Below are 14,991 nucleotides of genomic sequence, written 5' to 3' on the forward strand. Positions count from 1 at the left end.
GTAATTGTTTTATACAATCATCAAGTCTAATTCCTCTTCCGCATTATTGACTGGTGGTTTACTCGGATTTAAATAAAAATCAGACAAAAGAGAAAAAAGTTCACGATCCGGTGCATCGTTCGGAACGACACCTTCAGGACGGGATAAAATCTGATCGGCTATACTGAGGTAATAGTCACAAACGTAGTCCAGGGAAGGATCTGACTCTGCCATCTCAAACATAGTTTTTCCTTTCACACGGGAAACACGGATGTCTTCAATTAAAGGTAATACCTCTAAAACTGGCATCGGTACTGATTCTACGTATTTCTCAATTAAGTCACGTTTAGCCGTACGATTACCGATTAAACCAGCTAGTCGCAAGGGGTGAGTTCTGGCTTTTTCACGGACAGATGCCGCAATCCGGTTAGCAGCAAATAAAGCATCAAAACCATTATCTGTAACGATCATACAGTAGTCGGCATAGTTCAATGGTGCAGCAAAACCACCACAGACAACATCACCGAGAACGTCAAATAAAATTACATCGTATTCATCAAAAGCGTTAAGTTCTTTTAAGAGTTTGACTGTTTCACCAACCACGTAACCACCACATCCCGCACCGGCAGGTGGTCCACCTGCTTCTACACAGTCAACTCCACCATAACCTTTATAAATTACATCTTCTGGCCAGACATCTTCGTAGTGATAGTCCTTTTCTTGCAAGGTATCAATGATGGTAGGAATCAAAAACCCGGTCAGTGTAAAGGTGCTGTCGTGTTTGGGGTCACAGCCAATTTGCAGCACTTTCTTACCACGTTTAGCTAGGGCTACAGAGATGTTGCAGCTAGTTGTAGATTTACCAATACCGCCTTTTCCATAAACTGCTAATTTCATTTGTTCTGACCTCTTATAGTTCTTTCTCTTAGTTCAAACATTAGCCCTCTGCACCTAGCCTGTGATGGCGATGTGTGAGGTCTGTGAATGTCATTATTGTGCAAATTCCCTGGAAAGGAAAGAGTAAGAAAATATGAAAATAGCTAAAAAACAGATTAATAAAGATATTTAAAGATAAAAAACATATAAAATGACTCCTAAAACTCTCAAAAACTATAAAAACCTAGATTAATAACTTTTGATAAATTAATTAATAAAAAGAGTTTCAAAAAACAAATTAAATCTAAAGAGATTATAATGACTAGCAAGTAACCTGATAAATCTCTATTATTTCGTGTAATTTGTGGACTTAATGGTTGATTTTTCGATGAATTGCCGCCAAATCCTTAATACTAATTTCACAAGCTCAGTTAGATATCAGTAGATATGAGTGTCTACCATGATCCTTGTAAATTATTATTAAATAATCAAATATCTGATCAAAGATAATCAAATCATGACCTAGATAAATTTCGTATATAATTAAATATTTTTGTTAACAGCGTTGATTTCCTGTAAAGATTGCCAGCCGCCGTGCCATTGAGAATTATCTTGCAGTAATTTGGCATTGAGCCAAAAACGCACATTAGGATCACAGGAGGCTACCATTTCAGCATATACCCACTTACCCTGATTTTTGCGGTTAACAACTTGAAAATGTCGCCAACCATCAACTTTTTGCTGTGCTGTCCATTTAGAACCCAGTAAATAAGGAAATTTTTGTTTTTTAGGCATTGGTAATCAGAATATATATGTTAAATCTATTTTTGTTGAAATTAGATTTAGCACAAATTTGTGTCGCTATTGGATCATTAACATACAGTGCAACTATATTTAGATTTTAGTAAAAATAACTTACTTATTTTATCCATAAAATACCCTATGGATTATACACCTATAATATCACAAAAAATGTATGTGTCAATATCAATCCTGAAATGACGTAAACTCGTTGATTATTGAGAAATATTTCTAATATTATTGATAATAGACCGGAGCTTATTGCGAAAATCCTCAAAATGAACTTTTTTGGCAAACCGGAGATTTAAAAAACTTATATATTGAGGTAACAGGGAAATTGCAAATTCTTACTCCCGACTCCTAGATTTGGGATAATACTACATTACTAGGATGTGAAGACCGATCCAAGTAAATCTGGGGTATTTTTACAATGACGATATGAGAGTAATTTATCAAAAAATCTATGCAACCGACCAATCCGAACCAATTTACAGAGAAGGCTTGGGAAGCGATCGCTCACACTCCCGATATCGCCAAGCAATACCAGCAGCAGCAACTAGAGAGCGAACATTTAATGAAAGCGCTCCTAGAACAAGATGGATTAAGTAACGCAATTTTTACTAAAGCCAGTGCAAATATCCAAAAAGTTAGAGATTACACAGATCAATTTATCACCCGTCAACCAAAAGTATCAGGAAGTAGCACATCTGTATATTTAGGACGTAGTTTAGACACATTATTAGACCGGGCAGAGAAATATCGCCAAGAATTTAAAGATGAATATATTTCCATTGAACATATATTATTAGGATATGCCAAAGATGACCGATTTGGTAAAAGTCTACTCCAAGAATTTGGTTTAGATGAAGGCAAATTAAAAAATATTATTAAAGAAATTCGTGGGAGTCAAAAAGTGACAGATCAAAATCCAGAAGGAAAATATCAATCTTTAGAAAAATACGGCCGTGACTTAACAGAAGCAGCACGTAAAGGACAATTAGATCCAGTCATTGGTAGAGATGATGAAATTAGAAGAACTATTCAAATTCTTTCCCGCAGAACAAAAAATAACCCTGTATTAATTGGTGAACCAGGTGTTGGTAAAACTGCCATTGCCGAAGGTTTAGCACAGCGAATTGTGGCTGGTGATGTTCCCCAATCTTTAAAAGATCGAAAACTGATAGCTTTAGATATGGGAGCATTAATTGCGGGGGCAAAATTTAGAGGTGAATTTGAAGAAAGACTGAAAGCAGTATTAAAAGAAGTCACCGAATCTGGTGGTAATATTGTATTATTTATAGATGAAATTCATACCGTTGTCGGTGCTGGTGCAACCCAAGGAGCAATGGATGCGGGGAATTTATTAAAACCCATGTTAGCCAGGGGTGAATTACGTTGTATTGGGGCGACAACTTTAGATGAATATAGGAAATATATAGAAAAAGATGCAGCTTTAGAAAGACGTTTCCAACAAGTTTATGTAGATCAACCAGATGTTACTGATACAATTTCTATTTTACGGGGTTTAAAAGAACGTTATGAAGTTCATCATGGGGTAAAAATTTCCGATAGTTCCTTAGTTGCTGCGGCTACTTTATCTAGTCGTTATATTAGCGATCGCTTCCTCCCAGATAAAGCCATTGATTTAGTAGATGAAGCCGCAGCTAGATTAAAAATGGAAATCACATCTAAACCAGAAGAATTAGACGAAATTGATCGGAAAATTCTACAATTAGAAATGGAGAAACTTTCCTTACAAAAAGAAAGTGATTTAGCTTCCCGTGAACGGTTAGAAAGATTAGAAAAAGAACTAGCTGACTTTAAAGAAGAACAAAGAACCCTCAGCACTCAATGGCAATCTGAAAAAGATGTGATCACCAAACTGCAATCAATTAAAGAAGAAATTGATCGGGTGAACTTAGAAATTCAACAAGCCGAAAGAAACTACGATCTTAATCGTGCTGCTGAGTTGAAATATGGCAAACTTACAGATTTACACCGTCAATTAGAAACCGTAGAAAGTGAACTTACCAACGCTCAAGGTACAGGAAAAGCCTTATTAAGAGAAGAAGTCACCGAAGCAGACATTGCCGAAATAATTTCTAAATGGACAGGGATTCCTATTAGTAAATTAGTAGAATCGGAAAAAGAAAAATTACTGCATTTAGAAGATGAATTACATCAACGTGTAATTGGACAAAGTGAAGCTGTCACCGCTGTAGCTGATGCCATTCAACGTTCCCGCGCTGGACTTGCTGATCCTAATCGTCCCATTGCTAGTTTTATTTTCCTTGGACCGACAGGAGTCGGTAAAACCGAATTAGCCAAAGCTTTAGCCGCTTATATGTTTGACACAGAAGAGGCTTTAGTCAGAGTTGATATGTCAGAATACATGGAGAAACACGCAGTTTCTCGATTAATTGGCGCGCCTCCAGGTTATGTTGGTTATGAAGAAGGTGGACAATTAACTGAAGCTATTCGTCGTCGTCCTTACGCCGTAATTTTATTCGACGAAATTGAAAAAGCGCACCCCGATGTATTTAATATCTTCCTGCAAATTTTAGATGATGGTCGGGTGACTGATGCCCAAGGTAGAACGGTAGACTTTAAAAATGCCATTATCATCATGACCAGTAATATTGGTTCTCAATTTATTCTTGATGTTGCTGGGGATGATTCCAGGTACGATGAAATGCGTCATCGGGTGATGGAAACAATGCGGAATAGTTTCCGTCCTGAATTCTTAAACCGCATTGATGAAATTATCATCTTCCACAGTTTGCAAAAATCAGAATTACGGGAAATAGTCGAGTTACAATTAGATAGGCTCAAACAAAGGTTAGATGACAAAAAAATGTCTTTGAGAATTGCTGCCGCTGCACTAGACTTTTTAGCAGAGGTTGGTTATGATCCTGTATTTGGTGCAAGGCCATTAAAAAGAGCTATCCAGCGGGAATTGGAAACCCAAATTGCTAAGGCTATTTTGCGCGGTGAATTTAATGATGGTGATACAATCTTTGTAGATGTGCAAAATGAACGTTTAGCTTTTAGTCGTTTACCAGTGGAAGTGTTTAGCAGTTAATCTTACTGCTGAAATAAATTTTAGACTCAGGTTTTTAAAAACTATTAAAAGCTAGAAATTATGTCCCCGACTTCTTGCAGGAGGCGGGGTTCTGAATAGAAATAAACATAAAATAGGAGTGCTGAAGATGTCTTTGGAACAGGTTGCCAGTTTTTATGAAATGTTAAATTTAGAACCTGGTGTTTATGAACTCTATTATAAAAATTGTCGTCAACTCGGTATGTTTGATAGTTGTCATTGGGACACAAAAAAAATAGCTAGTTTTGCAGCTACCTTTGGCTATGAATTTACTCAAGCTGAGTTAGAGGAATTACTATTTGCAACTGAACCCGTAAGGTTAATTAGTAGATAGGTAATAGGTAATAGGTAATAGGTTATTAATCATTTACTGTCACCTGTCACCTGTAACCTATCACCTGTAACCTGCTTCCTAGAAACCCCCTTCCAGTTCTAAGAATTCTTCTTCATTTGGTGTAGAGATGCGCCCTAAAATTTGGTTACGATGGGGAAAACGCCCAAAACGAGAGATTATTTGTAGATGCTCAAAAGCAGATTCAATGGCTATGGTACTATCAGGATCATGACTAAGTTGCTGAAATAATTTTACACATTGACGCTGATGAGCTATGTTTTCACTGTGTTCAAAGGGTAAGTAAATAAACCAGCGTTGCACAGGTAATAATTCTCGGTCATATCCTTGGGCTACTGCGTGTTGTGCTGCTGAAAGTGCTTCCCAGTCAGTTGCAAAAGCTTCAGGAGTACCACGGAACATATTGCGAGGAAATTGATCTAGCAACAATATCAACGCTAAACAGGTGTCTGGTGCATTCATCCAGTCATCTAAATATCCTGTAGCAGCTTTTTGGTAATCTTCAAGGAAATTATTCCGTATTTCCCTGTCAAATTTTGGTTCTGAATTAAACCAAATTTTTTTGGGTTTACCGTAACCAGGTTGATCAGGATGACCAAACCAAAATTGCAAAATAGGCGCGGCCTGTGACATTACTGTTATTTACTATTACAAAGCACTTGTCGCATTTTACGCATATTTGCTGGTAATTCCAAATTCATTGCTTGTTGAATAAAAATTGAGGGAATGGGAATATTCGGTGTGGCTTTTACAGTATAGGCTAAAAGTGTACCGTTTCCCATGTCTTGCAATTCAAGCTTGGCATGGAAATCTTCAAATGTTCCCTTTTCCATCCGAAATTGAATTTGCTGCCCTAAGACTTCGACAACGTTGAGGTAAATTTCTACTTGGGCAGTAAAAAATAAAAATGCTTTTTGTGCTGTTTGATACAAAAATTTAATGTCGCCTTTAGATATGATTTCGCTTTTGGTAATGTCTGGAAAATATTGTACCCAACGAGGATAGTCTGTAATTTGTTGCCAAGCATTTGTACGAACTATGGGCAAATACATCCATGCTGTGACAGCACCACCCCAAAGGGTATGCGATCGCGTTTGCAAAAAGATTTGACCTTGGATCAGTGATTGTTGCTGTTCTTGATTCCACAACATATCTAAACCTTTAGAAACTTTAATAATTGGATCTGAAATATTAAATGCAGACATAGCTATGCTGGTTACTCCTCAACAAACAAGATTTTGAAACTGTCAACGATTTTCTGCTAGATTTGACCACACTAATTTTTAATTTCAATTGATTTTGTTGATTTCAGGACTTAGATATTTTCAGTAGATAACAGCTAGTACCGCTTTGCAGAAGTCAAACTTCCAACTTTAAACTTCAAGAGCAATACAAGGTAAGCTTTTTAGAGATTGGCAATAGTTTATTTATGTCATGCTGTACTAGAATGACATTAGTGCTATTTACATTCCCTGTGGCAATTTTTAGTTGTCATCTTAGTTAAACTTTGTTTAGAATTATATCCGTAATTTAGACGTGATCATCTGTTGAATTGTAAATTAAACTAAAGTTTTCGGGAAGATATCATGAATCAATATTCTTTAAATCGCAAGTTAATTCAAAGTGTAGGGATTTTGCTAGGTTTAGGTATAGCTTTTTGGATACTCAGAGGTTTGGGAATTTTAACTTTTATTCCCGGTGGTGTAATTTGGTTATTGTTGTTTGGAGCTATCGGTATAGGGGTTTTCAGCTATTTGCAACGCAGATGGTGGCGGTTTTAAGATCCATCCTTAGCCATAAGTAAATCAATATAGATTGCCATACAAATATAGTGAGTCGCAAAAATCTAGACCAACTGTAAAGTAAGGCATATAACCATGAAAAAATATATATGTACAGTCTGTGATTATATATATGATCCAGAAGTAGGTGATCCTGATGGTGATATAGCCCCAGGAACAGCCTTTGAAGATATTCCAGATGACTGGGTGTGTCCGGTTTGTGGGGCAGAAAAGGCAGATTTTAAAGAATATGAAGAGTAAAGTTAACAGCTAAGGTAGAGTAGGTGTTATTGAGATGTATTAAAAGTTGTTACCCTTGCAAATTGTAGTTATTGGTGGTGGGGCTGCTGGTTTTTTTAGTGCGATCGCTTGCGCTGAAGCTAACCCTCAAGCCCAGGTTACTCTAATTGAAGCTAGTCGTAAACCCTTAGCAAAAGTATTAATTTCCGGTGGTGGGAGATGTAACGTCACTCACGCTTGTTTTTCTGCGGCCGAGTTAGTGCAGAATTACCCTAGAGGCAACAAAGCCTTACGAGGTGCATTTACCCGTTTCCAACCTAGAGATACCATAGCCTGGTTTGCTAATCATGGAGTAAACCTGAAAACAGAAGCCGATGGTAGAATGTTTCCCATCACCGATAGTTCCGAAACCATCGCCGAATGTCTGATTAGAGCCGCCTTTGCTGCTAAAGTAGAACTAAGTATTGGTACACCTGTAACTGCGGTAAAACGAGAAAATCAGGGTTTTACAATTACCCTCAAGTCCGGAGAACAGAAAAAATGCGATAAGTTGCTTTTAGCCACCGGTAGCAGCTTAATAGGTCATAAAATCGCTAAAGAATTAGGTCATCAGATTGAAAACCCAGTTCCGTCACTATTTACCTTTAACATCGCTGATCCTCAATTGCGAGCATTATCAGGAATTAGCGTCAATCCTGTAAATTTGCGATTATTAGTAGCAGATCAAACCCCATTACAACAAATCGGACCATTGTTAATTACCCATTGGGGTGTCAGTGGTCCTGCGGTATTGAAACTTTCCGCCTGGGGTGCAAGGATACTCCATGAAAACCACTATCAATCTCAGTTAATTATTAATTGGTTGCCAAATCTGCGACAAGAAGAAGTTAGACAAAAGCTATTAAGTGTAAAACAGGAATGGGGTAAAAAAGCGATCGCCTTGCATCGGGGAATAGACTTACCCCACAGGCTTTGGCAATATCTAATCACGCGCATCAATATAAATACGGAAGATCGCTGGGCAGATATGTCTAAACAAACCTTAAATCAGTTAGTCCGGGAAATTACTCAGGGAGAATACTTGATCAGTGGCAAAGGTGTATTTAAAGAAGAATTTGTTACCTGTGGGGGAATTAGCCTGAAGGAAGTTAACTTTAAAACCATGGAAAGTAAATTAGTTCCGGGTTTATACTTTGCCGGTGAGATATTAGATATAGATGGAATTACTGGGGGCTTTAATTTCCAAAGTGCTTGGACAACAGCATATTTAGCCGGACAGGCAATGGGAAATATAATTAAATGACATTTGTGTTGATATATTTCATAGAGCATAGAACAAATCAATAAAGGATTTTACCTATAAATACTTGGTAATTATGTTGAATATAGTTTGTAAAATGGTACTTTCAAGTATGATTACGTAATAATTATTTTTATACAAAAATCTTAAATTGTGTTAATATACGAAACAATTAGTAGTTTTAGTAGTTTAAATATTACTTAAATACAAATAATACAGATTAAAAAAAAAATACTTCTTGTGTTTTGTGGTTAGAGATTGACAAAAATTTGCAGTAGTTGTATTATTTGTGCTGAGTATATTCAAAAGAGTCATACATTACCCTTAGCGACACTTAATAGAAAGCACAAATAATAATCAGAATTTTTACTGAAATAAGTTAAAAATCTATCATTAAAACTCAATGTATAAAAATATGTTGCATTCAACAACACACACTAGCCAGCTAACTCATATACCTCTGGACTTGCGTACATCAGCATCTACTAGATTCCGGAAAGGAGACTGGTGGAAAAGATTAGTAATTTTACTGACAGTTGATAGTATTTCTATCTTAACATCATGGCTATTAGTCTATGCCTTATTTTCAGAGAATACCAATGAATTATTACCTCCATTTTTCACATCTTTGATCATTCAATTAGTTGCAATTAGTATCCAAGGAAATTATGCCCCAGGTAACAAACGTCATGACTATTGGTGCTTGACTAAAACAATAACATTTGCCCATTGTTTACTTATAGTCATCCGTGTATTGTCAGAATCTTTTCCCCAACAGAATAGCAAAACTTTACTATTGTATTGGTTAATAACAACATCTGTAGTATGTTTCGGTAGATTTGCTATTAACTTCTGCTTAGAATATGCTCGCAAAAACAAAATAGTAGGATTTAACTCCGTTTTTTTGATTTGTTCAGAAGCAGAAAAAGAACAAGCGTTGAATTGTGTACAACAAGAAAACCGTTATAACATTGCTGGTTACGATGATTATCAAGCCTTAGATGAAGATAATCGGTTAGCAACATTAGAAAAATTAAAAAAATTAGGAGTAACAGAAGTTTTCATCTCCTTGGGTGCGATCAAAAATAGACTTTATTTATGTTGGTTATTCCAAACATCCGGTATTACAGTCCATCTCTTACCAATGGAATTAAAACCAATTTATCGAGATTTAGTAGTGCATAACGTTGGTGGTATGACTTGTTTAAGTTTTATGTCTCCAGCAATTACAGGTAAAGACTTTTGGTTAAAAAGAATATTTGATTTTTGTTTTGCTTGTTTATTTCTGATAATAACATTTCCAATTTATTTAGTCATTACTATAGGAATTGTTATAGACTCACCTGGTTCACCATTCTACCAGCAAACCCGTGTAGGCTTACATGGCAAAGAATTTAAAGTTTGGAAATTCCGCACCATGAGAACCGACGCTGACAAAATGCAAAAAGAACTAGAAGCATTAAACGAAACCAAAGATGGCATCCTCTTTAAAATTAAAGATGATCCCAGAGTCACTAGATTAGGTAAATTCCTCCGTCGTTATAGCTTGGATGAACTACCTCAATTATTTAATGTTGTACTAGGAGAAATGAGTTTAGTCGGACCCCGTCCTTTACCTACTAGAGATGTAAATAAATTTTCTGCCCGACATTTAATTAGACAAGAAGTATTACCAGGTGTAACCGGGATGTGGCAAGTTTCAGGACGTTCAGATATCATAGATTTCGAGCAAGTTCTCAACCTGGATTTGAAATATATTGAAAACTGGTCACTATCCTTAGACTTTGAAATTTTACTCAAAACAGTCCAGGTAGTTTTGAATAAAGAGGGTGCTTATTAAAGAACAACAAATATTTAACTAAATCATCACTATTCTAAACTATTCTAAAAATATGAATCCAGAAGTATCAGTCATTATTCCTGCCTATAATACAGAGAAATATTTAGCCAAAGCTATTGAATCTGTATTACAACAAACTCTAGATAACTTAGAAATCATCATAGTAGATGATGCTTCTACAGATGGCACAGTAGCAGTAGCTAAAAGCTTTACAGACCCACGAGTAAAAGTATTAGTTAATTCAGAAAATCTTGGTGCTGCTGCAACGAGAAACCGCGCTATTAGAGAAGCAACGGGAAAATGGATAGCCTTACTAGACTCCGATGACTGGTACTCTCTAGACAGATTGGAAAAGCTTTTATCTGTAGCAGATTCTCAAGCAGCAGATATGGTAGCTGATGATCTCTACTATATCAATGATGGAGAAGAATTTTTTTGGAGTACATTATTTACTCAAAGTGATGATAAACTTCATGAAATTACTCAAATCAGCCCAGTCCAATTTGTCAATACTCATTCAACATTCGGAGTTGGCTTAACTCTTGGTTTGACAAAACCAATGATTAAAAAACAATTCATACTAGAGCATAAAATTGAGTATGACGAAAATATCAGATTAGGTCAAGATTTTTGGTTTTATATTCGTTGTTTGAGTAATGGGGCTAATTTTTTTGTTACTCCTGAACCCTATTATTTCTATCGTAATCGTCTGGGAGGATTAACAAAAAAAAGCCAATTGCAACGATGGGATCAATATTGTCGAGACAGTGAATATTTTCTCCAACAGGACTTCATCACAAATAATCAACCATTAGCAGAAGCATTATCTCAACGTCTGCAATTAATTCAAGAAAGTAGACCTTACTTTAAAGTTCTAGACAGTATCCGTAAAAGTAACTTATTGCAGATTGCCACTGATATGGTTATGAATCCATCTTTTTTTATCCATTTTGCTAAACGACTACCATCAAGAATAAGTAGGTCGGCGTTAAAAATTGTAGTTATGAGAAAGCAGCAAGGAAGAGGCTTTTTGGCAACTTTACTTTTTGTTATATACTTCGGTTTTTCCGCGTCTTTCTACTTACAACAAGGTTATATATACTACTTTACTTAAGGTGCTAAATAAGTAGAAATGTATTCTTATCCCTGATTCGTTTAATTTGCTCAGTTTCAGAAGTACAAATAATCAAAAAAGGAGTTATTCATGGAACCAAGAGGAACTGAATTAGTAAATCTTTACAAACGTAACTATAACATCCCGGCTGATGTAGAAGTAACAGAAGCAATGATACTTCAGCACTGGAATTTAGAAAAAAAATTGACAAAAGAGCTTTGGGAATCAACTCCAGAAAATAGATGGGAAGTTTTTGAGCAAGCTTACACCCTTCTATATAGTGAAATAGAATGGTTGAACAAACTACCAGGAGACACTAGAAGTCCAAGCGAAAGATATCAGACTTGGGTTGCAACCATAGGTTCTAAACCCAAGAAAATTTATGAAATTGGTTCTGGAAAAGGAGAAATGATTTCATATTTATCTCAATGCGAATTTGAATGTAAAGGGACAGAAGTTACCAGAGAACGTGGAGAAAAACATATAAAAGAGTCTTCATCTTACTTATCTTGGGGTAACACTGATGGGGTAAATTTAGAACAATTTGAACCTGCTAATTATTATGATGTAGTCCTATCAAACCAAGTAATTGAACATTTTCATCCTGATGATTTACAAACACATTTTCAGAGTGCTTACAGTATCCTGAATGAAAATGGACGCTACATTTTTAGTACCCCACATTGTCATACTGGTCCTCATGATGTTTCATTTGTATTCAAATACGATGATTCTAAAGGTATGCACCTTAAAGAATATACGTACCATGAATTAATTGAGCCATTAACTTTGGCTGGGTTTAAAAGCGTATCTTGTGCTGTTCCTTTTGCAATTAACAAATTGCTGGTAAAACTGGGAATTAAAAAACCAGAACAGCTAACAAAAATCGGTATATTTTACTTCAATTTTATGCTAATTGTAGAAAGAATACTCTTCTTAATTCCTAGTAAGAAAGTACGTCGTCCCTTAGCTAGATTCTTAAGAAAGCTGTATATTTTTGCGGATAATATTTTCTTAATTGCCCAGAAATAGAACTAAAAGGGAAATAAATAAAACATAAATAATGCCCGAACCAAAGCTACTTAAAAATTCCCTGGCACTATTAGTAAATAGGTTAACTCAGGGAATTGCCACTTTTGTCCTTACCACAGTCATAGCTCGTAATTTAGGAGCTTATGAGTTAGGACAATATGTACTAGCAATCAGCTATTACTACATCTTTGTCACTTTTGTAGGCCAAGGCTTAAAAACTTTATTTACCAGAGAACTGGCCAGAGAAGCAGAAGCCACACCCGTTTATCTAGTTAGTGGCACATTTTTACAATTAATTTTAAGTATTATTGGTTATGTGCTATTAGTCGTTGTAGTATTTTTACTGCCATATAATCCTGACACCTCAATGGTTTGCTACATCATGGGGTTGGCAGTCATACCCTTTGCGCTTTCCAACATTACAGAAGCAATTTTTCAAGCGCAGGAAAATATGCACCTGATAGCCATCACCACCGTACCAATTTATATCCTACGTACGGCAATAATGATCTGGTTTGTCAACCTCAAGTATTCAGTTAATCAGATTGCCGTTATCATGGTAATTTCTGAAGTCATAGTATTAATAACACAATGGACTTACCTGGTCAATACTATTAAACCAGCTTGGCAGATTCAGAAAGAATTTATGATCAAATCTCTCTATTCTGTCCGTACATTTTTCGCCATTGATGCTTCGGGGATTATCGCCGGAAAAATGGATATTCTCTTAATATCCCTACTCGGAAGCGAGTTCCTGGTAGGACTTTATGGGATGATTTCACAGTTAATGCAGCCTTTTATTATCATTTCTAATAGTGTTTCTCTGGCAGCTTTTCCTGCAATGTCGAAAGCAGTATCTTTAGGTAAAGAAAAACAAAAATCAGAAACAGAAAATGTCCTAGAAATATTATTATCCATGTCCATACCCTTCATTATCGGAGTTTCAATTTTTGCCAATGAATTAATTGTGTTAATCTACAATGATCCTAAGTTTTTAGAAGCAAATTTACCATTACAAATTAATGTTTTTACTCTGATTGCCTCACCTTTTGTTCGTTCCTTTGGTTATTTACTTGTAGCTAATGGACTAGAAAAGTTTAACCTGTTAGAAGTCATTGTCACCACAGTTTCCGGTGGAGTATCAGGAGTAATTCTCATTACTAAATATAAATTAATTGGTGCTGCACTGATGAAAATAGTGATGGCTTTTAGTGCTTGTGGTTTATTAACTTATGCTGTATGTAATCGCCTATTTTTTATAGATTTATGGCGAGTGATACGCCGTCCTATGTTAATTGGTGGCTTGATGTCAATAATATTTTTACTACTCAAAACCTTGAATTTAGATTTTTTGTTAATACTTGGCATCTCCATAGTTACTTATATCTTGATTGTAGCCCTATTATTTATGAATGATTTCGGGGGATTTAATTTAATTTTACAAAAGATATCTAGAAAATAAATCAAGGTAAAAACTAAAATGAAAGTTGTTTTATTAAATCTATGTTTTAAAGAATATGCCACAGAGCTAGCTAATGGTTTAGTTAACTATGTAGACTTAACAGTAATTCAACAGGAAAATAAAGACCAAGACGCTAGAGAAGTTCTTGATCCGCGCATTTCTGTACTGACATTTAACAAACCCAAAATGCGCGATCCCAAAAATATCCAAGCTATGGGTGAAATGATGGATTTAATTCGTCAAGTTAATCCAGATATCCTACACGTACAAGAAGTTAATGATATTTGGTATCTGTTGACAATTTTATTTCAGAAATTGCCACCTTTGGTAACAACCATTCATGATATTTTTTCCCATCCAGGAGATGCTACCAAGGTCTTTGGTTCTGATTATAGTAGACCTATTGCTTTTTATCGTTCTCAGAAAATTATCGTTCATACAGAACAACTAAAAAATACCCTTCATCAAAAATATTTCCTACCTAATCACAAAGTTCATGTTTTCCCACATGGGGAAATTGCCACTTGGTATAAACGTCATGAACATAAAGATATACCAGCTAAAGAACCCTTTACCTTACTATTTTTTGGCAGAATTTGGCCATATAAAGGCTTGAAATATTTAGTAGAAGCAATGCCATTAGTAGCGGCAAAAATTCCTCAAGTAAAACTAATTATTGCTGGTAGAGGAGAAAAAATAGAACAATATTTTCCCAATGGTTATGATAAAGAACGCTACGAAATCCTCAACCAATTTATTACCAATGAAGATGTAATTAAATTATTTGCTCGCAGTACGATTACAGTTTTACCCTACATTGAAGCCTCACAAAGTGGTGTAGCTGCACTTTCCTATGGTATGGGAACACCAGTTATTGCATCAGATGTAGGGGGATTAAGTGAAATAGTTAAACATCAACAAGATGGTTTATTAGTTCCCCCCTGTGATGTTAAAGCTTTAGCAGAATCTATTATTTCTCTTTTACAAAACCAGGAGTTATATCAAAAAATGCAAGCAGCAACATTAATCCGTTGTCAACAGGATTTAAACTGGTCAAATATTGCAGAACAAACTGTGCGTGTTTACCATAAATTATTACAAGTCAAATAAAGGA

General features: G+C 35.7%; 14 protein-coding genes. 10 read left to right on the top strand and 4 right to left on the bottom strand.

Annotated elements, in window-relative coordinates; all coding sequences use genetic code 11:
* Window positions 1-9: 9 nt before the first annotated feature.
* A complete protein-coding gene (gene bchL / locus WJM97_RS03545; RefSeq protein WP_353931670.1) occupies window positions 10-876 on the bottom strand; it encodes a ferredoxin:protochlorophyllide reductase (ATP-dependent) iron-sulfur ATP-binding protein in 867 nt (288 codons plus the stop codon).
* 522 nt (window positions 877-1,398) lie between these two features.
* Window positions 1,399-1,650: a TIGR02450 family Trp-rich protein gene (locus WJM97_RS03550; RefSeq protein ID WP_353931671.1), complete on the bottom strand. Its 252-nt coding sequence runs from the start codon at window positions 1,648-1,650 to the stop codon at window positions 1,399-1,401.
* A 469-nt stretch (window positions 1,651-2,119) separates the two neighbouring features.
* Here WJM97_RS03550 and clpB point away from each other — a divergent pair, with 469 nt between their 5' ends.
* Entirely contained in the window at window positions 2,120-4,738 is a 2,619-nt protein-coding gene (clpB, locus tag WJM97_RS03555; protein WP_353931672.1) for an ATP-dependent chaperone ClpB, read from the top strand.
* Between the two features lie 127 nt (window positions 4,739-4,865).
* Window positions 4,866-5,090 carry a hypothetical protein gene (locus WJM97_RS03560; protein ID WP_353931673.1) on the top strand — a complete coding sequence of 75 codons (225 nt, stop codon included), beginning with the start codon at window positions 4,866-4,868 and terminating at the stop codon, window positions 5,088-5,090.
* Between the two features lie 78 nt (window positions 5,091-5,168).
* Here WJM97_RS03560 and WJM97_RS03565 read toward each other — a convergent pair whose 3' ends face one another.
* Window positions 5,169-5,741, bottom strand: a complete 573-nt coding sequence (locus WJM97_RS03565; protein WP_353931674.1) for a DUF924 family protein — start codon at window positions 5,739-5,741, stop codon at window positions 5,169-5,171.
* Between the two features lie 5 nt (window positions 5,742-5,746).
* Window positions 5,747-6,313 (bottom strand): SRPBCC family protein, encoded by a 567-nt coding sequence (locus tag WJM97_RS03570; RefSeq protein ID WP_353931675.1) that lies wholly within the window; start codon window positions 6,311-6,313, stop codon window positions 5,747-5,749.
* Between the two features lie 381 nt (window positions 6,314-6,694).
* Between WJM97_RS03570 and WJM97_RS03575 the strand changes: the two genes are divergently transcribed.
* The 8 genes from WJM97_RS03575 to WJM97_RS03610 all read left to right on the top strand — a co-directional run bounded on the left by WJM97_RS03575 (window position 6,695) and on the right by WJM97_RS03610 (window position 14,987).
* On the top strand, window positions 6,695-6,889 hold the full coding sequence (locus WJM97_RS03575) for a hypothetical protein (RefSeq protein ID WP_353931676.1): 195 nt from the start codon (window positions 6,695-6,697) through the stop codon (window positions 6,887-6,889).
* Between the two features lie 96 nt (window positions 6,890-6,985).
* Window positions 6,986-7,150 (top strand): rubredoxin, encoded by a 165-nt coding sequence (gene rd / locus WJM97_RS03580; protein ID WP_353931677.1) that lies wholly within the window; start codon window positions 6,986-6,988, stop codon window positions 7,148-7,150.
* A 46-nt stretch (window positions 7,151-7,196) separates the two neighbouring features.
* Entirely contained in the window at window positions 7,197-8,432 is a 1,236-nt protein-coding gene (locus WJM97_RS03585; protein ID WP_353931678.1) for an NAD(P)/FAD-dependent oxidoreductase, read from the top strand.
* 412 nt (window positions 8,433-8,844) lie between these two features.
* On the top strand, window positions 8,845-10,269 hold the full coding sequence (locus WJM97_RS03590; protein WP_353931679.1) for a sugar transferase: 1,425 nt from the start codon (window positions 8,845-8,847) through the stop codon (window positions 10,267-10,269).
* 52 nt (window positions 10,270-10,321) lie between these two features.
* Window positions 10,322-11,383: a glycosyltransferase family 2 protein gene (locus tag WJM97_RS03595; RefSeq protein WP_353931680.1), complete on the top strand. Its 1,062-nt coding sequence runs from the start codon at window positions 10,322-10,324 to the stop codon at window positions 11,381-11,383.
* Window positions 11,384-11,473: 90 nt separating this feature from the next.
* Window positions 11,474-12,415 (top strand): methyltransferase domain-containing protein, encoded by a 942-nt coding sequence (locus tag WJM97_RS03600; protein WP_353931681.1) that lies wholly within the window; start codon window positions 11,474-11,476, stop codon window positions 12,413-12,415.
* Between the two features lie 31 nt (window positions 12,416-12,446).
* Window positions 12,447-13,877, top strand: a complete 1,431-nt coding sequence (locus WJM97_RS03605; RefSeq protein ID WP_353931682.1) for an oligosaccharide flippase family protein — start codon at window positions 12,447-12,449, stop codon at window positions 13,875-13,877.
* 18 nt (window positions 13,878-13,895) lie between these two features.
* Window positions 13,896-14,987, top strand: a complete 1,092-nt coding sequence (locus WJM97_RS03610; RefSeq protein ID WP_353931683.1) for a glycosyltransferase family 4 protein — start codon at window positions 13,896-13,898, stop codon at window positions 14,985-14,987.
* The last annotated feature ends 4 nt before the right edge of the window (window positions 14,988-14,991 follow it).

This window comes from Okeanomitos corallinicola TIOX110, from assembly GCF_038050375.1.
Classification (GTDB): Bacteria; Cyanobacteriota; Cyanobacteriia; order Cyanobacteriales; family Nostocaceae; genus Okeanomitos; species Okeanomitos corallinicola.

Bases quoted from the DNA above. Each gene is read 5' to 3' on its own strand.
- bchL (WP_353931670.1), bottom strand. From the start codon at position 876: ATGAAATTAGCAGTTTATGGAAAAGGCGGTATTGGTAAATCTACAACT.
- WJM97_RS03550 (WP_353931671.1), bottom strand. From the start codon at position 1,650: ATGCCTAAAAAACAAAAATTTCCTTATTTACTGGGTTCTAAATGGACA.
- clpB (WP_353931672.1), top strand. From the start codon at position 2,120: ATGCAACCGACCAATCCGAACCAATTTACAGAGAAGGCTTGGGAAGCG.
- WJM97_RS03560 (WP_353931673.1), top strand. From the start codon at position 4,866: ATGTCTTTGGAACAGGTTGCCAGTTTTTATGAAATGTTAAATTTAGAA.
- WJM97_RS03565 (WP_353931674.1), bottom strand. From the start codon at position 5,741: ATGTCACAGGCCGCGCCTATTTTGCAATTTTGGTTTGGTCATCCTGAT.
- WJM97_RS03570 (WP_353931675.1), bottom strand. From the start codon at position 6,313: ATGTCTGCATTTAATATTTCAGATCCAATTATTAAAGTTTCTAAAGGT.
- WJM97_RS03575 (WP_353931676.1), top strand. From the start codon at position 6,695: ATGAATCAATATTCTTTAAATCGCAAGTTAATTCAAAGTGTAGGGATT.
- rd (WP_353931677.1), top strand. From the start codon at position 6,986: ATGAAAAAATATATATGTACAGTCTGTGATTATATATATGATCCAGAA.
- WJM97_RS03590 (WP_353931679.1), top strand. From the start codon at position 8,845: ATGTTGCATTCAACAACACACACTAGCCAGCTAACTCATATACCTCTG.
- WJM97_RS03595 (WP_353931680.1), top strand. From the start codon at position 10,322: ATGAATCCAGAAGTATCAGTCATTATTCCTGCCTATAATACAGAGAAA.
- WJM97_RS03600 (WP_353931681.1), top strand. From the start codon at position 11,474: ATGGAACCAAGAGGAACTGAATTAGTAAATCTTTACAAACGTAACTAT.
- WJM97_RS03605 (WP_353931682.1), top strand. From the start codon at position 12,447: ATGCCCGAACCAAAGCTACTTAAAAATTCCCTGGCACTATTAGTAAAT.
- WJM97_RS03610 (WP_353931683.1), top strand. From the start codon at position 13,896: ATGAAAGTTGTTTTATTAAATCTATGTTTTAAAGAATATGCCACAGAG.